Below are 21,279 nucleotides of genomic sequence, written 5' to 3'. Positions count from 1 at the left end.
TTGAAAATAAAACGTTTTTTTGCAAAAGATATGAGAGCTGCGCTGAGCCAAGTGAAAGAAGAGCTGGGCGCGGATGCCGTTATCATGTCTAACAAAAAAGTGACAGGTGGCGTAGAGATTGTCGCGGCTGTGGATGCAGACACTGAGCCGATGCCGGATAAGCCTGCTCCTAAGGCGCAGCAGCAGTCGGCAAACGCCTATTCACAGGCACATCGGCAATTGGCTGATGATCAAGTTCAATTGCGCCAGCGTCAGCAAAGCCACGCGCGTCAAAATGGGCAAAGCAAGCGACCGCCTCGCTTTTCTGCGATGCTTGATGAGTATCGGGAACAATCACAGCCAACTGAACCCGAAACCGAAGCTGACTCGCTCACTGCCTTGCTACAGCGTCAGCAAAAGCAATCAGGTCACGGTTCGCGCCCCCAACCTCCAACTGACGCGCGTCAGTCGGCACTGGGTCGTGGCTATGAGCCTCGTCGCCAGTTAAAGAGCAATGGTCGCTCAGGTTGGCAAGATGCATCACCAGCGCCCCGTTCATCGCCCGCTAAACCGCAGCTCGATCCGTCCCGGTTTGAAGGACGGCAATCGCAAGCCTCGGATAAAGAAATTGATGCCATGCGTCAAGAAATGGCCTCGATTCGAAGCTTACTTGAACACCAGTTATCGGGGTTGATGTGGCAAGAGGTGGAACGTCGAGAGCCATTAAGAGCGATGCTAATCAAACGCTTAGAGCGGATGGGGCTATCCTCTGAACTGGCCGATCAACTGGCGTGTTATATCCCAGAAGAAACGCCGCCGAATGAGGCGTGGCAAGCGCTGTTAGATTTGGTGGCTGATCAAGTGATTACGGTTGATGAGAACATGCTAGAAACCGGGGGCGTGATTGCCTTGCTTGGTCCTACAGGAGTGGGGAAAACGACCACCATTGCTAAGTTAGCTGCGCGCGCCGCGATGGAATTTGGCCCTGAGGATATTGCCTTAGTCACCACGGACACCTTCCGTATCGGTGCCCATGAGCAACTCGCCACGTATGGGCGAATCCTTGGCTGTCCCGTTAAAGTCGCTAAAGATGCGGATGAGCTTGCCGATATCCTCTATCAACTGCGTCATAGACGCTTGATATTGCTAGATACCGCTGGAATGGGACAGCGTGATCTTCGGTTGTCGGAGCAACTGGATACCCTGATGCAAAACAGTGGCTCACATATCCGTAGCTTGCTGGTGTTGCCTGCGACATCGCAGCGCCGCGTATTGCAAGAAACCATCGAACACTTTCGCCGTATCCCTTTATCGGGATGTGTACTGACCAAGCTAGATGAGTCGCTCAGCCTCGGTGAATTATTGTGTGTCACCATCGAAAATGCCTTGCCTGTGGCCTACTTGGCCGATGGGCAACGTGTGCCGGAAGATATCCGCCAAGCCACGGGACAATTTCTGGTGGTAAAAGCCAGTGAAATGTTGGAGTCAGGCACGGATCAGCACAATCACTTCTGGAGCAGCGATGTCCCAGAGTCGAATGGGGCGGACTTTTATGATTGAGACAACCATGCAAGATCAAGCAAGCGGCCTTCGCCGTTTAACCAATCCGTCACGTACCAAGGTTATTACCGTAACCGGGGGGAAAGGTGGCGTAGGAAAAACTAACGTTACGTTAGGGATGGCCGCGTCCATGGCTCGTCAGGGCAAAAAAGTGATGGTGCTTGACGCCGACCTTGGCCTCGCCAATGTAGACGTATTACTTGGATTGCGGGCGGGTAAAAACCTATCGCATGTTCTCCAAGGTGCCTGTGACCTCAAAGATATTATTCTGGAAGGGCCGCATGGTATGAAAATCGTCCCCGCTTCGTCTGGCCTTCAAGGCATGACAGAGCTGACACCCGCCCAACATGCTGGTTTAATTCGTGCTTTTGGTACACTCGAAGAAGAGGTTGATGTACTCTTAGTGGATACGGCGGCGGGTATTTCTGATATGGTATTGAGCTTCTCGCGCGCGGCACAAGATGTCGTCATTGTGGTCTGTGATGAGCCCACGTCGATTACTGATGCGTATGCGTTGATTAAACTATTAAGCCGAGAACACGGGGTGACGCGCTTCAAAGTTGTCGCAAATATGGTCAGAAGCTACCGTGAAGGGCGAGACTTGTTCACAAAATTAACGCGAGTCACTGAACGTTTTCTCAATGCTAATCTAGAATTAGTAGCATGTATTCCCGTGGACGAAAGGGTGAGGCAAGCCGTGAGAAAACAAAAAGTTGTCATTGACGCATTTCCTCGCTCCCCCGCATCATTAGCCATGAATGCGCTCGCAAATAAAGCGCTGACATGGCCGGTACCACGTAATCCGGGAGGCCATCTGGAGTTTTTCGTTGAGCGATTGCTGATCAAAAATGATGACGCAGGAGAGTTAGTTCGTGAATAAAGCGCTCACGTATAGCCGCGTAGGGGTAGATCGCCAAGCGGTACTTGAGCGTTATTCGAGTTTGGTTAAGCGCATCGCGCATCATTTGATGGGGCGCTTACCACCGAGCGTTCAAGTAGAAGATTTAATCCAAGCTGGCATGGTGGGTCTTCTTGAGGCGCAGCAAAATTATGACCCGTCAAAGGGCGCAAGTTTTGAAACTTATGCTGGTATTCGTATTCGCGGTGCTATGCTGGATGATATGCGCCGCGGTGATTGGGTTCCACGGTCTGTCCACAAGGCGAGTCGAACGATCAGTGATGGCATTGCATCGTTAGAGAAAACCTTAGGGCGAGACCCAACTGATGTGGAGGTGGCAGAAAAGCTCGATATGAGTTTGGATCAATACCATCAGGCGCTTAACGACGTAAGCTGTGGGCGTTTAATCGGTATGGATGATCTAGGTGTCTCTGAAGATGCATTCACAACGGAGAGTCACCGTAACGACAACACTCCCTTTCAGGGCGTTGCGGAAGATAGTTTCAAGGCCGCATTAGCGGGCGCGATCAAAAGTCTTCCTGAAAGAGAGGCACTGGTTCTATCTCTCTATTATGATGAGGAATTAAACCTTAAAGAGATAGGCGCTGTGATAGGGGTCAGCGAATCCCGGGTCTGTCAGATTCAAAGTCAGGCTACGCAACGTTTGAGAGCCAAGCTAACCGCTTGGCATAGTGAGTAACTGTTTCGACAATAAAACGAGACCTCACCGGAGGCAACCTTGGATAAAAACATGAAAATTCTCGTTGTTGATGATTTTTCAACAATGCGCCGTATCGTAAAGAATCTTCTTCGTGACTTGGGTTTCAACAATACCGTTGAAGCAGATGACGGCTTAACCGCGCTGCCAATCCTTAAAAAAGGCGGTATTGATTTTGTCGTGACCGATTGGAATATGCCGGGCATGCAAGGGATTGACCTGCTTAAAGAGATCCGCAAAGACGATGAACTTAAGCACCTTCCTATATTGATGATCACCGCCGAAGCGAAACGCGAGCAGATTGTAGAAGCCGCGCAAGCTGGCGTGAACGGTTACATTGTAAAACCTTTTACTGCCGCAACGTTGAAAGAGAAGCTCGATAAGATCTTCGAGCGCATGTAATCAGTAACGCGCACAGTTAAAAGGAACCGTCATGATCAACCTGGACCAAGCGAAACAATTGGTCGCGTATCTTGAGAGTGGAGAGCAAGATAACGCTAACACGCTTCTGACTGAGATAGCGAAAGAAGCGCGTGACCCGCTGTTTAATGAAGTGGGTAAGTTGACCCGCCAATTACATGATTCTATTACTGACTTTCGCTTGGATCCCAGAGTAAGTGATTTGGCGAATGTCGATATACCTGATGCTCGCGATCGGCTTACGTATGTGATGCAGAAAACCGAATTAGCGGCAAACAAAACCATGGACGCGGTCGAGCGTACCATGCCGATTGCCAGTGATTTGCAAGACAATCTGCAAGCGGTACGGCCTAATTGGAACAGCTTGATGCGGGGCGACATTGCCTTGGATGAGTTTAAGCCATTGTGTCACAGCATTGAGGGTCTATTGACTCAGGTTGAGGGGGGGGCAACAGAACTGCATGCTCACCTTACTGAAATATTAATGGCACAAGATTTTCAGGACTTAACGGGGCAGGTAATTCGACGTGTTATTGAATTAGTGCAGGAAGTGGAACAGCAACTGGTTGAAATACTGACTGCGTTTGGCATGGATAGCGCTGCAATCGAAGCAGCATCGGCAACACAAGCAGATGATACCACCAGTAAATCAGCCCCTGAGGGTCCTGTTATTCATCCCGAAGAGCGTGATGACGTGGTTCACAACCAAGATGATGTTGACGACTTATTATCGAGTTTGGGTTTTTAGAGGTGCGCTATGAGCTTTGAGATGGATGAAGAAATCCTTCAGGACTTTTTGATTGAAGCGGGGGAAATCCTCGAACAAATGTCTGAGCAATTGGTCGATTTGGAGCGTGCCCCTGATGACGCAGACTTATTGAACAGTATCTTCCGAGGGTTCCATACCGTAAAAGGTGGGGCAGGCTTTCTTGGCCTCAATGCCTTAGTTGACACTTGCCATGGTGCCGAAAACGTTTTTGATAATTTGCGTAATCGTGGCCGTGAGTTGACGTCCGACGTGATGGACACCATTTTGCAGGCATTGGATACCGTTAATGACCAATTTTCTGCCGTGCAAAATCGTGAAGAGCCTGTTATCGCAGATCCCACACTGTTGGAAGCGCTTCACCGTTATGCCAAACCGGCAAGCGAAGACGAGGAAGTACCCGCAGAGCCAGAACCGGAGCCAGAACCTGAGCCAGCACCGACTGCTGAGCCAGAGCCGCAAAACGATGCGACACCGGCACAAGACGAAGGTGCGATAAGCGGTGATTCCGTCGATGAAATTACCGAAGATGAATTCGATAAATTGCTCGATCAGCTTCATGGCGAAGGCAAAGCACCGACATCTTCAAATGAATCATCGCCCGCTAAGCCAGAAGTGGTGGAAAGCACCGAAGCGGATAGCGGTGATATCACCGACGATGAATTCGAAAAGTTACTTGACGATCTGCATGGCTCTGGTAAAGGCCCAGCCGCACCGCAGCCAGGCGATGATGCAGCTGAAAACAGTGCTTCAGCACCGAGCCAACCCGCCTCATCGGGTGGTGATGATTTTATTGACGATGATGAATTCGAAAAGCTGCTAGATGATTTGCATGGTAGAGGTAAGGGGCCAGCGGCAGATGCTGAAAAAGCGAAAGCCGATGCAGATAAAGTCGACGCTAAGCCTGAGCCAAAACCGCAGCCCAAACCGGATCCTGCGCCGGCTAAAAAAGCGAGCAAGCCAGAACCCGCCAAAGAAGCAGCACCTAAAAGTGCGGGGGCAGGAGCAAAAGCGCCTGCCGCTGTAGAGAAAGCACCTGAGAAAAAACCGCCTGCAGCACCACAGCAAGAGCAGACCGTTCGGGTGAATACCTCCACGCTCGACGGCATTATGAATATGGTCGGCGAACTTGTGTTAGTGCGCAATCGACTCGTCAGCCTAGGTCAAAGCAGCAATGATGAGAGCATGGCCAAAGCGGTTACCAACTTGGATGTGGTCACGGCGGATCTGCAAGGCGCGGTGATGAAAACGCGGATGCAACCGATCAAAAAGGTCTTTGGTCGTTTCCCTCGTGTTGTCCGCGATCTTTCTCGCAGCTTGAAAAAAGAAATTGTCTTGGAAATGCAGGGCGAAGAGACCGATCTCGACAAAAACCTTGTCGAAGCCTTGGCGGATCCTATGGTCCACTTGGTGCGTAACTCGGTTGACCATGGCATTGAAATGCCTGATGAGCGTGAAAAAGCAGGCAAACCACGTGTGGGTACCATTACCTTAAAAGCCTCCCAGGAAGGGGATCATATCTTGCTGACCATCGCCGATGATGGTGGCGGTATGGATGCAGAAAAGCTGAAAAGCATCGCGGTTAACCGTGGGGTGATGGATGCTGAAGCCGCCGCTCGCTTGAGCAACAGTGAGGCATATAATCTTATTTTTGCCCCAGGCTTTTCGACCAAAACAGAAGTGTCCGACATTTCCGGCCGTGGGGTTGGGATGGATGTAGTTAAAACGGGCATCACTAAGCTGAATGGCTCGATCAATATCGACTCTGAGCTGGGCCGAGGCACAGTGCTGGAAATCAAGGTACCGCTAACCCTTGCGATTCTTCCAACCCTTATGGTTGGCGTGGGAGACAACCCGTTTGCTTTCCCACTGTCCAACGTGAGTGAGATCATCAGTTTAGATATGTCCCGAACTAACACGGTTGATGGTCAGCTCACGCTTATTGTTCGAGATAAAGCGATCCCGATTTTCTTCTTGCAAGATTGGCTATGTAAACGTGCAACGGAGATTGATAAAACCAAAGGGCATGTGGTGATTGTACAAATTGCTCACCAACGTATTGCCTTTGTTGTAGATACCCTATTTGGGCAAGAGGAAGTGGTGATTAAACCGCTTGATGAATTGCTGCAAGGTACACCGGGTATGGCGGGTGCAACCATCACCAGTGATGGTCATATCGCCCTGATTCTGGATGTGCCCAACCTGTTGAAACACTACGCAGGTTAATGAGAGAAAAGGACGCCCATGGCAGTAAAAGTATTGGTGGTAGATGATTCAAGTTTCTTCCGTCGCCGCGTGAGTGAAATAATCAACGCTGATCCAAGAATGGAGGTGATTGATAGTGCGGTGAATGGCAAAGAAGCGGTTGAAAAAACCGCGCAACTTAAGCCAGACGTGATCACTATGGATGTCGAAATGCCGGTGTTAGACGGGATTTCAGCGGTGCGCCAAATCATGGCGCAAACGCCAACACCTATCTTGATGTTCTCATCGCTAACACACGATGGCGCAAAAGCGACGTTAGATGCACTCGAAGCGGGTGCACTCGATTTTCTTCCCAAAAAGTTTGAGGATATCGCGCGTAATCGAGATGAGGCAACGAACTTACTCCAGCAGCGCGTGCTTGAGATCGCGCGTAAGCGCCCGGTCATGCGTCGCGCTACACGTCCGTCACCTGCTTCCGGCTCTGAGCAAACCGTACCACCGACGGGTGGGGTGCGAGCGCCTGCACGTCCGGTGTCTAGACCCACCGCGGGTACGGCGTCTTCAGCAAAAGCGCCGGCAAAATTTGCCGCTTCGGGTAAGCGCTATCAATTAATGGCAATTGGTACCTCAACGGGGGGACCGGTTGCGCTACAAAAGGTACTGACTAAACTGCCAGCGAACTTTCCACTGCCCATTATCTTAATTCAGCATATGCCAGCGACATTTACCGCCGCATTTGCTCAGCGTTTAAATGGTCTGAGTAAGGTAACCGTGGCCGAGGCAAAAGATGGCGATATGCTCAAACCGGGTCATGCTTATCTTGCGCCTGGTGGCATGCAAATGATGGTAGATGGTCGGCCGGGTGCTGCACGTTTAAAAATTCTTGATGGCGGCGAGCGGATGAATTACAAACCCTGTGTGGATGTGACATTTGGCTCGGCGGCAAAAATCTATGGCGATAAAGTCCTATCTATGGTGCTAACAGGCATGGGAGCGGACGGTCGAGAAGGTGCACGCATGCTCAAAAATGCGGGATCGACGATCTGGGCGCAAGATGAAGACAGTTGTGTTGTTTATGGCATGCCGCAAGCGGTCGCCAAAGCGGGCATCTCATCGGAAGACTTGCCACTTGACCGGATTGCCGAGCGCATACTGGTTGAGTTGAATTTAAAATAAGGAGTGGGGCTTGATAGTCTGGAGTATCGCCAACCAAAAGGGCGGTGTTGGTAAGACAACCACCACAGTGACATTAGCAGGATTGATTAGCGAGCGTAAGAAACGTGTCCTGCTGGTGGACACCGACCCGCACGCCTCACTATCGACGTATTTGAATTTTGATTCGGAGCAGCTTCCGGCAAGTTTGTTTGATTTATTCCAATTACAGACCGTGAATAAAGACACGGTCAAACCGATTATTTTAAAGACCCAGTATGAAAACATAGATTTGATCCCCGCTCATATGTCACTGGCAACGTTGGATCGTGTCATGGGTAACCGTGGTGGCATGGGGCTGGTATTAAAGAAGGCGTTGAGCGCACTCTCTGATGACTACGACTATGTATTAATTGATTGCCCGCCCATACTAGGTGTGATGATGGTTAATGCGTTAGCGGCGAGTCATCGAATTTTAATTCCTGTACAAACTGAATTTTTGGCCATGAAAGGGCTGGAGCGAATGATGCGGACGTTACAGATCATGCAAAAATCTCGTAGCTCCAACTTTAATCTCACCATCATTCCTACCATGTACGACAAGCGAACACGCGCCTCGTTAGAAACATTGCAAGAGTTAAAGATTCGCTACAGTGATCAAGTGTGGGCGTCAGCCGTTCCTATTGATACCAAGTTTCGAGATGCGAGCCTCAAACATATGCCAGCGTCTTTCTATGCCAAAAACTGCCGCGGTGTCTTTGCTTACAAAACGCTATTAACCTATTTGGAGCGACTGGAACAGGATGAACAAGCATAACACCCTCTCCAGTGGTCAGGCGCTCGATGACTATTTTGAAGCCCTACTGGATGACTTAGGTGACAGCTCGGAAAGCGATTCCCAATCCGTCACACCCGATTTGGGCGTGACGCGGGTGTCGTCTGCCTCATTGATCGAGGATAATGATCCGACACAGCCACGCTTGCAGCCCAAGCCACAACCTAGTGCTGCACCGTTGAAGCCCGATCCGGTTGCTTATGCCGAGCCAGAGCGCGATCTGGCAGAAGTTGAGCGTTTGTTAGCTCAGCTTAGAATTGATGAAGAAGCTGAAGTCGACGCGCAAGCGGAAACCTCAACGCAAACAGAGACTGAGCGCGCCCAAGACATTGCGACTGAAACAACAGAACCCTTGGTTGAAGAAGCGTCTGAGTCAGTGGTAGACACTTACACCATGGCTGATTGGGGCCTACAAGAAAAAGACGCGATTACGGTAGACGAGTCTGTGCCTGAGGTAGAGACTGCATTCGAGACCGAGACCGAGACCGAGACCGAGACCGAGACCGAGACCGAGACCGAGACCGAGACCGACGAAGATATCTCCGTCGAGTCCGAAGCAACGGTATCTACGTCCGACCAAGAAGAAGTGCGTGTTGATGAGGCGTTCAGGGCGGAGCAAGCACAACAGGCGGACGTTGACGTCGAGGTTGACACTCAAGCCGGTGAAGAGATTCCTCCCACACAGTGGGAAAATGCTGAAACTGAAGCGGAGTTTCAGGTATTATTTTTTGAGAGTATGGGCGTTACCTATGCCGTGCCACTTGCAGAATTAGGTGGTATTCATCAACTCGGAGACTGTAATCGTTTGATCGGACGACCAGATTGGTATCTAGGATTGCAGACAGAGAAGCAGCAACAGCTTGATGTCGTTGATACTGCTCGTTGGGTGATGCCAGAAAAACTGGCAGATAATCAGCACAGGGACGACTATAATTATATTGTGATACTGGGGGACAGTAAGTGGGGGTTGGCGTGTGATCAACTCCTAGGCACACAAGCTCTCAGTGGAAAGGCCATTCGCTGGCGAAAACAAGCCGGAAAAAGGCCTTGGCTAGCGGGCATGGTCAAAGAGAAAATGTGTGCTTTGATCCATGTCCCAGCATTTATTGCTATGTTAAATCAGGGGATTGACGCCAAAGCGATGGCGTAATAACTAGTTACACAGCGCGTAAAGAGGAAAATCAATGTCTCAGGTAGCTGAAATTCAAAAAGAAGGCGTCAATGACGAAGTATTGCAGTGGGTTACTTTTCAGCTTGAAGAAGAGACCTACGGCATCAACGTAATGCAGGTGCGTGAGGTATTACGGTATACCGAAATTGCACCGGTCCCTGGCGCCCCTGACTATGTATTGGGTATTATTAATCTGCGTGGTAACGTCGTGACAGTGATCGACACACGCTCTCGCTTTGGTTTAGCCTCTGCCGAGGTCACAGACAATACGCGTGTGATTGTTATTGAAGCAGAAACCCAAGTCATTGGCATTATGGTCGACAGCGTGGCCGAAGTGGTATATCTGAAAACATCAGAAATTGATACCACGCCGAGCGTCGGTACAGAAGAAAGCGCCAAGTTTATTCAAGGCGTAAGCAACCGTAATGGTGAACTACTTATCTTGGTCGATCTCAACAAGTTATTGACCGATGAAGAGTGGAATGAAATGGCCATGCTGTAATGGTTGAGCTGCTGCTTACTTGGTTGCCGGTTGTGGTGACGGTGGTGTTTGCCATCGTCACTTTGTGGCGCTTGGGCGCGGAAAAGCGCGCTCGGGAGCGATTAGAGAACAAGTTGCAGGCGATGGAAACCGTGCTAAAAAGTGCGCGTCAACGCCATGACAGTCTTGCTAAGCAGTTTAATGAATTGCGTGCCGGTAGTATGGGTATGGGTAAAAAGTTGGCGGATTTATCTGCCAATGTCGACGATCTACTGGAAAAGCACGTCGAGCTGGAGATGCACGATTCAGGTAGCCGCTTATATAGCCGTGCGAGCAAAATGGTCGACCTCGGTGCCGATGTGGATGAACTGATGCAAGAATGTGATCTCCCTAAAGCCGAGGCTGAGCTTTTACTGAGTTTACGTAAGCGTCAAGCGGCCAATCAGCAACGCTAGTCTTTATACCTGCGTATTGATTGGCTTATGCTCGTGCCAGCCTGGTGGGGTTTTTCCTTCCAACACCCACGCATAAGCAATCAACTCTGCTATCACTTGGTAAAGAATCGGCGGGATTTCATCCCCCTTTTCAAGCTTTTCTAACCACGCGAGCAGGTGAGCATCTTCGTGAATTAGGCAGCCTTGTTCATTAAGTGCTTCAATGAGTTCATGCGCGAGTTGGTTAGACGCTTTGGCTTGAACCGTCGGAGCGTTATAACCATCATATCCAAGCGCGATAGCACGTTTTTCACCTTTCTTACCTTTGCCACCTTTCTCACTTTTCATCATTATACCCTCACTGAAATGCCGGCCCCTGGTGGCACTTCGGCTGTATTCGGTGTGACGGTTTCTACTTTATCACTAACACCGATCTTCATCGTAATGGCTTGCTGAGCGAGTCGGTCATTAAGCCAATCAACCGTTTGATAAATTCGCTGCTGGAGTGCGTGTGTCGGGGCGGTTAGCGTTATTTTATTCTCGACATCTGAGACGTCGACATCCGCACGAATAAATTGGCGGCCAACGGGAAGATAAAGTCGAATTTGCCAGCTTAGGTTTGGTGCCGACTCCGATGAATCTTGAGCCCCGCATCGACGCGCGTTTACCCGAATAGGGGGTTGCTGGGGGTCGGAAAAGGGCAGCACCCATTGCCACTCTCCCGGGCGAGCCGATTCAGCGACCCGCTGTTCGGCCATTAATCGCAATACGCCCTTCATACCGTCGCCTTCAGATTGTGGTGTCAGCCATTGGCGCAGTAACGTCGCCATTAATTTATCTGCGGGGCGTTGTGACAGCCATTCGGCGATTTTATCCGGGTTCAGGTCGTGTGAGCGACTCGGTAACGTCCACAATGACAGCAACGATTGCATCAGCGTTTGTGTCGCGGCAGGCTGTTGCTGGATAGTGGCGGTCAACGCGGGCAATAGGTGTAACTGAGCCAGCACTCCGGAGAGGGAGGCCTGGGACTGACCGGTTAGCAACGTAAATTGCGCCTGCGTCAGTGCACGACTGTCTATCTGACGTGTCATTGGTCTTGCAAGCGCTGCTGGTTTTTCCACCCATTGTTGTGGATTCGTTGGCCCAATCTTCATGGTTTCTCACAATTATTTACGCGAGTCACACTTTGCAACCCTATGGTAACTAACAGTCATTTTGACCATTGTGATACTATGCGTCCACTTTTGTAACACAAAGCAGGATGCAACATTTGTCATGTTGGAAGTGAAACAGCTGTGCTGTGTTCGTGATGATCGAGTGTTGTTTGATGCGCTGACATTCTCTCTGTCTCCGGGTGATCTTGTTCAAGTTGAGGGACCAAACGGGGCAGGCAAAACCACGCTATTACGTATTATCGCGGGTCTAGGCTTAGCGGATAGCGGAGAGGTCTGTTGGCAGCAGCAGACGATTACCCAACAGCGCGACGTGTTTTATCGTAATCTTCTCTTTTTAGGGCATACCCCCGGGGTGAAACGCGAACTAACCGCCTTTGAGAATCTCTCTCATGCGATGCAAATCCATGGCAGCTATGACAGTGATGCGATTTGGCAAGCCTTGGCTAAAGTCGGCCTGGCTGGGCGCGAAGATATTCCCGCTGGACAACTATCAGCGGGTCAAAATCGACGCGTAGCATTGGCGCGTTTGTGGCTTACCGACCGTCGATTGTGGATTCTCGATGAGCCGTTAACTGCGATTGATAAACAGGGCGTGAAGGTGCTTGAAGCTGTGTTCGAGCGGCATGTGAACCAAGGTGGCATTGTATTGTTCACCACGCATCAAGATATGTTTGTCGACCATCCTTTGCTGCGTCGTATTCGTTTGGGGGCCCAATGATCCAAGCCATGTGGTTGACCATTCGCCGAGAGCTAAAAGTGGCCTTCCGTCAGCCTGCTGACAGTCTCAATCCATTATGGTTTTTCATTATCGTGATTACCTTATTTCCATTAGGGGTAGGGCCTGGCCCGCAATTACTGCAGAAAATTGCTCCTGGTGTGATCTGGGTCGCGGCCTTGCTCTCTGCATTATTATCCTTAGAGCGGCTTTTTCGCGACGATTATCTGGACGGCTCATTAGAGCAGATGATGCTGATGCCTGTCCCTTTACCTGTGTTGGTGATCGCCAAAGTGATTGCACACTGGTTGTTAACGGGGTTGCCTTTGCTGCTTGTGAGCCCGGTACTGGCGTTGTTGCTGTCATTAGATAGCACTAGTTACCAAGCGGTGGTCTTAACCTTGTTATTGGGGACTCCAACACTGAGTTTTGTTGGCGCTATTGGCGTGGCGCTAACCGTTGGGTTACGTAAAGGCGGCGTCTTGTTGAGCCTATTGATCCTCCCTCTTTATATCCCTGTACTGATTTTTGCGACCTCAGCGATTGATATGGCCGCATTAGGGGCAGACATCAGTGGGCAACTGGCTATTCTTGGCGCCATGTTGGTGGGATCGGTCACCTTGGCGCCATTTGCTATCGCCGCCGCGTTGCGTGTGAGCGTGAATTAATTATTAATCAGGAAGTAGAGCAATTGTCATGTGGAAGTGGCTTCACCCTTACGCAAAACCTGAAGTGAGTTATCGGCTCTGTGGGACTTTGCTCCCTTGGTTTGCCGTGCTGGCTGGGCTGAGCTTAATGATCGGAAATATATGGGGGCTGGCGTTCGCGCCCGCAGATTATCAACAAGGCGATAGTTTTCGCATTATCTATATCCACGTGCCGGCCGCAATCTGGTCGATGGGTGCATATATGTCAATGGCGATAGCCGCTTTTATCGGTCGAGTCTGGCAGATTAAAATGGCCGACTGGGCCGTGGGTGCCATTGCGCCTGTTGGGGCCGTTTTTACCTTTATAGCGTTGGTGACCGGCGCAATTTGGGGTAAGCCGATGTGGGGCGCCTGGTGGGTCTGGGATGCCCGACTCACGTCTGAGTTGATTTTGCTGTTCCTTTATATCGGTGTGATGGCGCTTTACAACGCGTTCGACGATGCGCGTACCGCCTCACAAGCCGCCGGTATTTTAGCCATGGTCGGCGTGATTAATCTTCCTATTATTCACTTCTCGGTAGAGTGGTGGAACACCTTACATCAAGGCGCCACCATCACTAAGTTCGCTCGGCCGTCTATCGATCCTGGCATGCTATGGCCGCTATTGGTTTGCCTGCTGGGTTTCGCTTGTTTTTTTATCGCCCTGACCTTGATGGGGCTGCGTAATCAAATTTTGTTACGTGAGTCTCATCGACCGTGGGTCCGTGCGCTGGCGGAGGACCACTAATGCATTTTGATAGTATCAGTGCGTTTTTATCCATGGGGGGCTATGCCGCCTATGTGTGGAGTGCGTTTGGTATCACCGCGGGTGCGATGATTGCGCTGATTATCGGTTATCACCGTACTCACAACAAACGCCTGCAAGCCGTTAAACAACAAATCGCACGAGAGCAGCGAATAAAAGACGCTCAATCACTGGAGAACACCTTATGACGCCCCGACGTAAGAAACGATTGTGGATTACCCTTGCTTTGGTTCTTGGCGCCTCGACCACGATTGGGCTCGTTGTTTACGCCTTGAATCAGAATATGGACTTGTTCTATACCCCCACTGAAATCGTGCAAGGCAAACCCGATGGGACCAAGCCAACAGTCGGTCAGCGTCTTCGTATTGGCGGTATGGTGGTAGAAGGCTCGGTGAAACGCGATCAGGAGTCTTTGCAAATTCAGTTTGATGTCGCCGATGTAGGCCCTGCCGTCACTGTGACCTATGAGGGGATCTTGCCGGACTTATTTCGAGAAGGACAAGGCATTGTCGCGCAAGGGGTACTTGTTGATTCGCGTACGGTGAAAGCGAGTGAAGTACTGGCTAAGCACGATGAAGAATATATGCCGCCAGAAATCGCGGAGGCGATGGAGAAAAACCATCAGCCACTTGAATACACCGAGGAGCAAAAACAAGGTAGTCAGTTATGATTGTTGAGCTCGGGCATTATGCGTTAATCCTCGCCCTGGGGCTGGCGCTACTTTTAAGTTTTTATCCCCTCTATGGGGCGAGTAAAGGGCATGAAGGCATGATGAAAATGGCACGACCACTGTCTGTGGGAATGTTTGCCATGTTGCTGTTTTCTTTTATCGCCTTGAGTTGGGCCTTTTACACCAATGACTTTACGGTAGCTTACGTCGCCAGTAACTCCAACAGTGCACTGCCTTGGTACTATCGCCTCACTGCGGTATGGGGCGCTCACGAGGGCTCATTATTACTTTGGGTGTTGGTGCAAGCACTGTGGACGGTAGCGGTGGCTGTGTTTAGTCGCGGCATGCCGCTGTCCTCTGTCGCGCGCGTTTTAGCCGTCATGGGGATGATTTCGGTTGGTTTTTTACTCTTTATTATTCTAACGTCCAATCCCTTTGATCGCACCTTACCTTACTTTCCTGTCGACGGGCGTGATTTAAACCCATTGCTGCAAGACCCAGGACTTATTGTCCACCCACCGATTTTGTATATGGGTTATGTGGGCTTCTCGGTTGCGTTTGCTTTTGCGATTGGCTCATTGTTGGCCGGTCGCTTAGATACCGCCTGGGCGCGTTGGTCACGACCTTGGACTACGGCCGCTTGGCTATTTCTTACCCTTGGGATCGCACTTGGCTCCTGGTGGGCGTATTACGAACTGGGCTGGGGAGGCTGGTGGTTTTGGGATCCGGTCGAAAACGCGTCGTTTATGCCGTGGCTTGCTGGGACGGCATTAATGCACTCGCTGGCAGTGACCGAAAAACGGGGCACCTTTAAAGCCTGGACCGTATTATTGGCGATATCCGCATTCTCATTAAGCTTGTTAGGTACTTTCCTAGTGCGCTCAGGCGTCTTGGTCTCGGTACATTCTTTTGCGTCCGATCCGGCGCGAGGGCTATTTATTCTTGGCTTCCTGGTGGTGGTGATTGGTGGTTCATTGTTGCTCTATGCGTTGCGCGCCTCAGAAATTCGAGGGAACACCAAGGTGTCGCTCATTTCACGCGAGAACGCTTTGTTGGTTAACAATACCTTGTTGATGACCGCGTTGGTGATAGTCTTAATCGGCACCTTGCTTCCCTTGGTGCACAAACAAATTGGGTTAGGATCGGTCTCTATTGGCGAACCTTTCTTTAACTTTTTGTTCGCATGGCTAATGCTGCCTTTCGCCTTTTTCTTAGGGATTGGCCCCTTAATCCGTTGGAAGCGCGATAAGCTTTCCACTCTCGCCAAACCCATGCTCGCAAGCGGGATCGCGGCGGTCGCTTTGGGGATTGGGTCCATTGCCTTATTGGCTGATAGCTTTAAAGCGATGGCGGCCATGGGGGTCACCATGGCGTTGTGGATTACCTTCTTGCATGGCTATGAGCTACATTTACGCGCCACGCATCGGCATCCATTCCGTGTCGGGATCAAAAAGTTAGGGCGCAGTCATTGGGCGATGGTGTTGGGACACATTGGCTTAGCCATTACCATCATCGGTGTGGCCATGGTGGAAAATTATGATATTGAACGTGACGTTAAAATGGCGCCAGGAAGCAGTGTCACGCTGCAAGGGTATACCTTTAACTTTACTGACTTGTCGGAAAAGCAAGGACCGAACTATCAAGCTTATGTGGCATCCTTTGATGTGTACCATGGCGAGCGCTTTATCAATCATTTAGAAGCAGAAAAGCGTTTTTATTCGGTTCAGAGTTCGATGATGACAGAAGCAACCATCGATCGCGGTTTAACCCGAGATCTCTACATTGCTATGGGTGAAGAATTGCCGGATGGCGCTTGGGCGATGCGGCTTTATTATAAACCTTTTGTCCGTTGGATTTGGTTTGGTGCCATCGTGATGTCGCTTGGTGGCGCGTTAGCGATCAGTGATAAGCGCTACCGCTTTCGTCGTAAATCGATCTCATCAACTGCGACATCGGAGGCGAAAGGATGAAGAAGTTACTGTGGTTTCTCCCGTTACTTGCCTTTGTTGCTCTCGCTGGCTTTTTCGTCGCCCAGCTCGATAAAAATGCGCAAGGAGACGATCCCACCAAGCTTGAATCGGTATTAGTGGGCAAGCCGGTGCCCGCTTTTCATCTCGAAGATTTGCAAACGCCGGGCAAAGTGTATGACCAGGCTATTTTTAATGGTGAGCCTTTACTGTTAAACGTATGGGCGACTTGGTGCCCTACCTGTTATGCCGAGCATCAGTTTCTCAATAAACTGGCGTCGCAAGGGGTCAAAATCATTGGACTCAACTACAAAGATGATCGCGGCAAAGCGGTAAAATGGCTGAATAATCTTGGCAATCCTTACCAGATCAGTCTGTACGATGGCGATGGCATGCTAGGGCTTGATTTAGGGGTATATGGCGCGCCAGAAACCTTTTTGATCGATGCCAACGGTATCATTCAATACCGGCACGTGGGGGATGTTAACGCACGTAATTGGCAAGACACCTTGAAGCCTAAATTTAACGCATTGCAGGAGGAGGGATCGTGAAAAAAGTGATCATGATTGTCCTATTGTGGGCCGGTGCGACCTTAGCATTTGCCAATGCGATTGATGTCTATCAGTTTGATTCGGCCAAACAAGAGGCGCGTTTTCGCGCCCTCACCAGTGAATTACGGTGTCCTAAGTGTCAGAACAATAGCATTGCTGATTCCAATGCCGAATTGGCGCAAGACTTACGGCAAAAAGTCCATCAAATGCTGCAGCAAGGGCGTACTGACGATGAAATTCGCAGCTTTATGATTGCACGCTATGGCAATTTTGTGACCTATAATCCGCCATTGACTGCCTCCACCATAGTTTTATGGCTTGCGCCTGCACTGGTCATGTTCACGGGGCTTGGGTTGATGGTTGTGCGCAGTCGCCGAGCCAAGCAAACGCTGAATGAGGCGTTCAGTGATGAAGAACAACAACGGCTTGATGCGTTATTAGCTTCAGAAAAAGCGACCGACGCAGAGCCTAAAGTATCCGCTGAGCATGGATCAACCGAACAGAAAAAGGAGCCAAAATGATTGAGTTTTGGGGCGCCACCTTGGTGTTTTTTGTACTTGGCGCGGTGATGTTTCTCTGGCCCCTTTGGCAAAAAAGCGAACACGACCATCAAGCCAGCCGGGATGCACTTAACAAAGCCTTTTATTATGACCGGGTTGAAGAAATCCAGTCTGAGGGTGCCGAAGGGCTGATTGATAATGAGCAGGACCTAACGCAGGATTTGCAACAATCCTTGTTGGACGATATCCCTGAAAAAGAAAAAGCTAAGCAGGCTCGTCATTTGCGCTTAACGCCAATGCAATGGGTGCCGGGGCTTATTGTGCTTGCGATAGTGAGTTTTGGGTTATATGGCATCGAAGGGAGTGCGAATCAGGTCGCGCAGTGGCAGCAAACCGCCAAACAGTTGCCCGAGCTATCAAAGCGGTTACTCGAGGGCGAGAAGCCATTAACTCAGCAAGAGATGCAAGATCTTACCTTGGCGTTGCGGACCCGCTTGCAGCACGAGCCGCAAGACAGTACCGGTTGGTTGTTGCTCGGACGCATTGGCTTGGCCAATCGGGATGGCGAAACCGCCAAAGGGGCGATGGAAAAAGCTTATGCCTTGGCACCCTCGCAATCCGATATTCAAGTGGGGTTGGCGCAAGCCTTGCTGTTTGCAGGTGATGAGGCAGACAGTGCCCGAGCGCAGAATTTATTAAAATCTGTAGTGAAAGACGATCCCTTTAATCTACAGGCGATGTCGTTACTGGCCTACCAGGCGTTCGAGCAAGGCCGTTATCAAGATGCCATCGCGACTTGGAATGCGATGAAAACCTTGATTGGCAAAGACGATCCGCGTAACCAAACCCTTGATCAGTCGATTGCCCGTGCCCAGCTAGCCCTCAACAGTGCCGCAGGAGCCAAGATAGCGATCACGGTGAAACTGGGGGAGCAGGTTGAATTACCCGAGGATGGCGTGCTGATCATTTCCGCGCATGCATCGGCTGAGGCAGCGATGCCGATTGCCGCTAAGCGTCTCCCACTGTCTAAGTTTCCGGTTTCACTGGCCTTGGCTGATAGCGATAGTTTGAACCCGGTGCAGGCACTTTCCTCGCTTGATAGCGTGGTGATCAAAGCGCGTATTGACCGAGATGGCAATGTCGCGACTAAGCAAGGCGACTGGGTGGGTGTCAGTGATCCGGTGGTCTTAAGCGAAGGGGTTGAACTGGTTATCGACAAACAGCAGTAACCAAGACAAAATAGACAGATTGTTACTAAGGCTGGGCATTCCCAGCCTTTCATTTTATAGAGGAATCCCATTTGATGTGGAAACGTCTGTGTTTAATGGCGCTTATATTAGGTCTTGTCGCAGGGTGTGCGTCACGCCCACCGGGTGCCGAGCCGCACCCCGATGATCCATTAGAAGGATTTAACCGTGCGATGTGGACGGTAAATTACGATTACCTTGATCCCTATGTTGCGCGTCCGGTTTCGATCGCCTACGTCGATTATGTGCCGAGCCCAATGCGCACCGGGATTTCCAATTTTTTGGGTAACCTAGAAGAGCCAGCCAGTTTTTTAAATAGCGTGCTGATGCTAGAGGGCGAAAAAGCGGTCACCCATTTTAATCGCTTTTGGATTAACACCTTGTTTGGCTTGGGTGGCTTAATTGATATCGCCTCTGCAGCCGATATTCAGCAATACGACCAACGTGAGTTTGGCGATGCGATGGGGCACTATGATGTCGGTACGGGCGCCTATATTATGCTGCCGGGTTATGGTCCTACGTCGGTCAGAGAAGGTGCCGGTGAAGTGGTCGATGGCTTATACCCGCCACTGGCATTACTGACGTTGCCGCAGTCGGCGTTAAAGTGGATGTTTGATGGCATGGAATCACGAGCGGCCTTGGTATCGCAAGAATCACAGCTGGACAACTCGCCAGACCCTTATGCGTTTGCGCGTGAGGCTTATCTACAAAATCGTCGCTATCGTGCCAAAGGGGACGAGGCGTTAGAGCAACAACCGGCCTTGAATGATGAGTTTCTCGATGACTTTATCGATGATATCGACGCTGCACCGTAAGTTAACGTGAACTCGTTGAGGACAAGCGTGATCAAAAAACACCACGGCGACACCGTGGTGTTTTTATTTAATCACTCGCATCGACTGGCGAGCGTTTATTGGTCTAGCACTTAAAAACGATAGCTGGCCTGCACGCCGACTAACCACACATTACCGGTGGTCTCACCCTCAAAGTCACCACCGAACGCAGAACCGCCTTTATCCGACGTGATCCCGTCACGCGGCTCTTTTACCGAGGCATCTTTGGCAAAGACATAGGTAAAGGCCGCGTCTAGGGTGAGCTGTGGCGTCATCTCATAGCCAGCACCCAGGCTTAACCAGGTACGATCGGTTTCTGGGATGGTCAAGGTACGGTTTTGATCACTGACTGCCGAGGTGTCATAGGCAATGCCTGAGCGCAGTGTTAGCTGTTGATCCCACTGATACGTGGTGCCGATCGCAAAGCGGTAGTTATCTTCCCAGTTTTCGACTTTGACCATTTGTGGGTCACTAGACAGCGATGGAATATCTGCCTCTAACTTGTCAAAGCTGCTCCACTCGGTCCAGTTAATGCTGGTGTGTACCGCCCACTGCTCAGTCAGCTGATGTAACGACGAGAGCTCGGCGGTGGCGGGGAGAGTAAGATCCATACTGCCCGCGTAGTGTGTATTGCTTAGGGGGGAGCCTGAGCCATTGGGGTTTATATTGTAGGTTAACCCCTCAGCATGCCCATCCAGCGTGAGGTTCACTTCGGAACGGTAATTAAAACCGACACGGTGCTTGTCATTGATGTCGTACACGGCACCCAATTGCCAGCCCCAGGCACGATCATCGCCTTCCATATATTTAAGCGTTGTTCCTGTTGGAATAACCACAGATCCGATGGGTTTGCCATATTTACCAGATAGATCGGTCTCTTTACTGCTTTTCGCCCCAATACTGCCTTCCCCCAGCACATAACGGATACCGGCGCCAATACGCAACTGGTCGGTGGCCTTCCAGGCAAGGTTTGGGTTGATTTCAAAAGTAGTGACTGCCGCTTCGTTACCAAACTGGGTGCCGGTAAAGTCGTTGCCTAAATCGGTTTCCATGCCAAAGTTGGTGGCCAGCGCGATGCCCGCGGTCAAGCGGTCGTCGAGTTGATGCGAAAAGTAAAAGTTAGGGATCACGGCATCATGGGCGACATCATCGGTTGATGTCGCCGTCTTTTTGCCTGAAGTGTTTGTATTCGTGCCATCAATATCGACATTGGGGTTCACGTAGATGCCACCCGCTGATACCTGGGTGTCCGCCAAATAGCTGAGCAGGGCAGGGTTGCGAAATTGCGCACTGGCGTTATCGGCCATTGCGGCTTCACCGGCAAAGGCACGGCCAAGGCCGGTTGCTGAGGTTTCTGCTAACTGAAAACCCGCGCTGTGGGCGGTGGTGGAAAGCGAGCCGAGTGCGGTGGCAACGGCGAGATAAACGATCTTATTATTTTTCATCTGCTTACTTGTTCGCGGTTTAAAGGGAGGCCTAGAGTAAAAGCTCGTGCGCGCAAATCAATTTAGCGCTGCCAAAATGGATTAAAATAAAATAATAATTTGTAA

General features: G+C 50.6%; 24 protein-coding genes. 21 read left to right on the top strand and 3 right to left on the bottom strand.

The window, feature by feature from the left end:
- From flhF to BZG81_RS07820, 11 genes are read left to right on the top strand one after another with little or no spacing between them, the layout of a single operon-like run.
- Nucleotides 1-1,539 carry a flagellar biosynthesis protein FlhF gene (gene flhF / locus BZG81_RS07870; RefSeq protein WP_077669120.1) on the top strand — a complete coding sequence of 513 codons (1,539 nt, stop codon included), beginning with the start codon at nt 1-3 and terminating at the stop codon, nt 1,537-1,539.
- Nucleotides 1,532-2,419: a MinD/ParA family protein gene (locus BZG81_RS07865; RefSeq protein WP_021023073.1), complete on the top strand. Its 888-nt coding sequence runs from the start codon at nt 1,532-1,534 to the stop codon at nt 2,417-2,419. The genes flhF and BZG81_RS07865 overlap by 8 nt, the downstream gene beginning before the upstream one ends.
- Entirely contained in the window at nt 2,412-3,137 is a 726-nt protein-coding gene (locus BZG81_RS07860) for an RNA polymerase sigma factor FliA (protein WP_021023074.1), read from the top strand. Before BZG81_RS07865 ends, BZG81_RS07860 begins: the two co-directional genes overlap by 8 nt.
- Nucleotides 3,138-3,188: 51 nt before the next feature.
- Complete coding sequence (gene cheY / locus BZG81_RS07855; RefSeq protein WP_037353866.1) at nt 3,189-3,557, top strand: chemotaxis response regulator CheY; 369 nt, start codon at nt 3,189-3,191, stop codon at nt 3,555-3,557.
- A gap of 31 nt (nt 3,558-3,588) precedes the next feature.
- Nucleotides 3,589-4,323, top strand: coding sequence for a protein phosphatase CheZ (locus tag BZG81_RS07850; RefSeq protein ID WP_021023076.1), 735 nt, complete (start codon nt 3,589-3,591; stop codon nt 4,321-4,323).
- 9 nt (nt 4,324-4,332) lie between these two features.
- Nucleotides 4,333-6,567, top strand: coding sequence for a chemotaxis protein CheA (locus BZG81_RS07845; protein ID WP_077677125.1), 2,235 nt, complete (start codon nt 4,333-4,335; stop codon nt 6,565-6,567).
- Nucleotides 6,568-6,585: 18 nt separating this feature from the next.
- On the top strand, nt 6,586-7,722 hold the full coding sequence (locus BZG81_RS07840) for a protein-glutamate methylesterase/protein-glutamine glutaminase (protein WP_021023078.1): 1,137 nt from the start codon (nt 6,586-6,588) through the stop codon (nt 7,720-7,722).
- A 10-nt stretch (nt 7,723-7,732) separates the two neighbouring features.
- Nucleotides 7,733-8,515, top strand: coding sequence for a ParA family protein (locus BZG81_RS07835; RefSeq protein WP_077460316.1), 783 nt, complete (start codon nt 7,733-7,735; stop codon nt 8,513-8,515).
- Nucleotides 8,502-9,683, top strand: coding sequence for a chemotaxis protein CheW (locus BZG81_RS07830; RefSeq protein WP_077677124.1), 1,182 nt, complete (start codon nt 8,502-8,504; stop codon nt 9,681-9,683). Before BZG81_RS07835 ends, BZG81_RS07830 begins: the two co-directional genes overlap by 14 nt.
- Nucleotides 9,684-9,717: 34 nt before the next feature.
- Nucleotides 9,718-10,206: a chemotaxis protein CheW gene (locus tag BZG81_RS07825; RefSeq protein ID WP_021023081.1), complete on the top strand. Its 489-nt coding sequence runs from the start codon at nt 9,718-9,720 to the stop codon at nt 10,204-10,206.
- Nucleotides 10,206-10,640 carry a DUF2802 domain-containing protein gene (locus BZG81_RS07820; protein WP_021023082.1) on the top strand — a complete coding sequence of 145 codons (435 nt, stop codon included), beginning with the start codon at nt 10,206-10,208 and terminating at the stop codon, nt 10,638-10,640. The genes BZG81_RS07825 and BZG81_RS07820 overlap by 1 nt, the downstream gene beginning before the upstream one ends.
- Nucleotides 10,641-10,643: 3 nt before the next feature.
- On the opposite strand, the gene BZG81_RS07815 is transcribed toward BZG81_RS07820, so the two are convergent.
- Nucleotides 10,644-10,970: an EscU/YscU/HrcU family type III secretion system export apparatus switch protein gene (locus BZG81_RS07815; RefSeq protein WP_021023083.1), complete on the bottom strand. Its 327-nt coding sequence runs from the start codon at nt 10,968-10,970 to the stop codon at nt 10,644-10,646.
- Nucleotides 10,970-11,773 carry a hypothetical protein gene (locus BZG81_RS07810; RefSeq protein ID WP_077677123.1) on the bottom strand — a complete coding sequence of 268 codons (804 nt, stop codon included), beginning with the start codon at nt 11,771-11,773 and terminating at the stop codon, nt 10,970-10,972. The genes BZG81_RS07815 and BZG81_RS07810 overlap by 1 nt, the downstream gene beginning before the upstream one ends.
- Nucleotides 11,774-11,894: 121 nt before the next feature.
- Between BZG81_RS07810 and ccmA the strand changes: the two genes are divergently transcribed.
- The 10 genes from ccmA (at nt 11,895) to BZG81_RS07760 (ending at nt 19,711) form a co-directional block, all read left to right on the top strand.
- Nucleotides 11,895-12,512, top strand: a complete 618-nt coding sequence (ccmA, locus tag BZG81_RS07805; RefSeq protein WP_077669125.1) for a cytochrome c biogenesis heme-transporting ATPase CcmA — start codon at nt 11,895-11,897, stop codon at nt 12,510-12,512.
- The gene (gene ccmB / locus BZG81_RS07800; RefSeq protein ID WP_077460320.1) at nt 12,509-13,177 is read left to right on the top strand and encodes a heme exporter protein CcmB; all 669 of its coding nucleotides are present in this window, start codon (nt 12,509-12,511) and stop codon (nt 13,175-13,177) included. The genes ccmA and ccmB overlap by 4 nt, the downstream gene beginning before the upstream one ends.
- A gap of 28 nt (nt 13,178-13,205) precedes the next feature.
- Nucleotides 13,206-13,943, top strand: coding sequence for a heme ABC transporter permease (locus BZG81_RS07795; protein WP_077460321.1), 738 nt, complete (start codon nt 13,206-13,208; stop codon nt 13,941-13,943).
- Nucleotides 13,943-14,149 (top strand): heme exporter protein CcmD, encoded by a 207-nt coding sequence (ccmD, locus tag BZG81_RS07790; protein WP_021023088.1) that lies wholly within the window; start codon nt 13,943-13,945, stop codon nt 14,147-14,149. The genes BZG81_RS07795 and ccmD overlap by 1 nt, the downstream gene beginning before the upstream one ends.
- On the top strand, nt 14,146-14,631 hold the full coding sequence (ccmE, locus tag BZG81_RS07785; RefSeq protein WP_021023089.1) for a cytochrome c maturation protein CcmE: 486 nt from the start codon (nt 14,146-14,148) through the stop codon (nt 14,629-14,631). The genes ccmD and ccmE overlap by 4 nt, the downstream gene beginning before the upstream one ends.
- Complete coding sequence (locus tag BZG81_RS07780) at nt 14,628-16,601, top strand: heme lyase CcmF/NrfE family subunit (RefSeq protein WP_077677122.1); 1,974 nt, start codon at nt 14,628-14,630, stop codon at nt 16,599-16,601. The genes ccmE and BZG81_RS07780 overlap by 4 nt, the downstream gene beginning before the upstream one ends.
- The gene (locus BZG81_RS07775) at nt 16,598-17,149 is read left to right on the top strand and encodes a DsbE family thiol:disulfide interchange protein (protein WP_077677121.1); all 552 of its coding nucleotides are present in this window, start codon (nt 16,598-16,600) and stop codon (nt 17,147-17,149) included. The genes BZG81_RS07780 and BZG81_RS07775 overlap by 4 nt, the downstream gene beginning before the upstream one ends.
- The gene (locus BZG81_RS07770; protein ID WP_021023092.1) at nt 17,146-17,670 is read left to right on the top strand and encodes a cytochrome c-type biogenesis protein; all 525 of its coding nucleotides are present in this window, start codon (nt 17,146-17,148) and stop codon (nt 17,668-17,670) included. The genes BZG81_RS07775 and BZG81_RS07770 overlap by 4 nt, the downstream gene beginning before the upstream one ends.
- Nucleotides 17,667-18,878, top strand: coding sequence for a c-type cytochrome biogenesis protein CcmI (gene ccmI / locus BZG81_RS07765; protein ID WP_077677120.1), 1,212 nt, complete (start codon nt 17,667-17,669; stop codon nt 18,876-18,878). Before BZG81_RS07770 ends, ccmI begins: the two co-directional genes overlap by 4 nt.
- A 74-nt stretch (nt 18,879-18,952) precedes the next feature.
- Entirely contained in the window at nt 18,953-19,711 is a 759-nt protein-coding gene (locus BZG81_RS07760) for an MlaA family lipoprotein (RefSeq protein ID WP_021023094.1), read from the top strand.
- Nucleotides 19,712-19,821: 110 nt separating this feature from the next.
- Here the strand turns inward: BZG81_RS07760 and BZG81_RS07755 are convergent, their stop codons facing one another.
- Complete coding sequence (locus tag BZG81_RS07755) at nt 19,822-21,174, bottom strand: outer membrane protein transport protein (RefSeq protein ID WP_077677119.1); 1,353 nt, start codon at nt 21,172-21,174, stop codon at nt 19,822-19,824.
- Nucleotides 21,175-21,279: the final 105 nt, after the last annotated feature.

The sequence above is a fragment of the Salinivibrio sp. MA607 genome (assembly GCF_001996245.1).
GTDB classification, from domain to species: domain Bacteria; phylum Pseudomonadota; class Gammaproteobacteria; order Enterobacterales; family Vibrionaceae; genus Salinivibrio; species Salinivibrio costicola.
This window is presented reverse-complemented; position numbering and strand designations above follow the sequence as displayed.

Bases quoted from the DNA above. Each gene is read 5' to 3' on its own strand.
- BZG81_RS07865 (WP_021023073.1), top strand. From the start codon at position 1,532: ATGATTGAGACAACCATGCAAGATCAAGCAAGCGGCCTTCGCCGTTTA.
- cheY (WP_037353866.1), top strand. From the start codon at position 3,189: ATGAAAATTCTCGTTGTTGATGATTTTTCAACAATGCGCCGTATCGTA.
- BZG81_RS07850 (WP_021023076.1), top strand. From the start codon at position 3,589: ATGATCAACCTGGACCAAGCGAAACAATTGGTCGCGTATCTTGAGAGT.
- BZG81_RS07845 (WP_077677125.1), top strand. From the start codon at position 4,333: ATGAGCTTTGAGATGGATGAAGAAATCCTTCAGGACTTTTTGATTGAA.
- BZG81_RS07840 (WP_021023078.1), top strand. From the start codon at position 6,586: ATGGCAGTAAAAGTATTGGTGGTAGATGATTCAAGTTTCTTCCGTCGC.
- BZG81_RS07830 (WP_077677124.1), top strand. From the start codon at position 8,502: ATGAACAAGCATAACACCCTCTCCAGTGGTCAGGCGCTCGATGACTAT.
- BZG81_RS07825 (WP_021023081.1), top strand. From the start codon at position 9,718: ATGTCTCAGGTAGCTGAAATTCAAAAAGAAGGCGTCAATGACGAAGTA.
- BZG81_RS07820 (WP_021023082.1), top strand. From the start codon at position 10,206: ATGGTTGAGCTGCTGCTTACTTGGTTGCCGGTTGTGGTGACGGTGGTG.
- BZG81_RS07815 (WP_021023083.1), bottom strand. From the start codon at position 10,970: ATGATGAAAAGTGAGAAAGGTGGCAAAGGTAAGAAAGGTGAAAAACGT.
- BZG81_RS07810 (WP_077677123.1), bottom strand. From the start codon at position 11,773: ATGAAGATTGGGCCAACGAATCCACAACAATGGGTGGAAAAACCAGCA.
- ccmA (WP_077669125.1), top strand. From the start codon at position 11,895: ATGTTGGAAGTGAAACAGCTGTGCTGTGTTCGTGATGATCGAGTGTTG.
- ccmB (WP_077460320.1), top strand. From the start codon at position 12,509: ATGATCCAAGCCATGTGGTTGACCATTCGCCGAGAGCTAAAAGTGGCC.
- BZG81_RS07795 (WP_077460321.1), top strand. From the start codon at position 13,206: ATGTGGAAGTGGCTTCACCCTTACGCAAAACCTGAAGTGAGTTATCGG.
- ccmD (WP_021023088.1), top strand. From the start codon at position 13,943: ATGCATTTTGATAGTATCAGTGCGTTTTTATCCATGGGGGGCTATGCC.
- ccmE (WP_021023089.1), top strand. From the start codon at position 14,146: ATGACGCCCCGACGTAAGAAACGATTGTGGATTACCCTTGCTTTGGTT.
- BZG81_RS07780 (WP_077677122.1), top strand. From the start codon at position 14,628: ATGATTGTTGAGCTCGGGCATTATGCGTTAATCCTCGCCCTGGGGCTG.
- BZG81_RS07775 (WP_077677121.1), top strand. From the start codon at position 16,598: ATGAAGAAGTTACTGTGGTTTCTCCCGTTACTTGCCTTTGTTGCTCTC.
- ccmI (WP_077677120.1), top strand. From the start codon at position 17,667: ATGATTGAGTTTTGGGGCGCCACCTTGGTGTTTTTTGTACTTGGCGCG.
- BZG81_RS07760 (WP_021023094.1), top strand. From the start codon at position 18,953: ATGTGGAAACGTCTGTGTTTAATGGCGCTTATATTAGGTCTTGTCGCA.
- BZG81_RS07755 (WP_077677119.1), bottom strand. From the start codon at position 21,174: ATGAAAAATAATAAGATCGTTTATCTCGCCGTTGCCACCGCACTCGGC.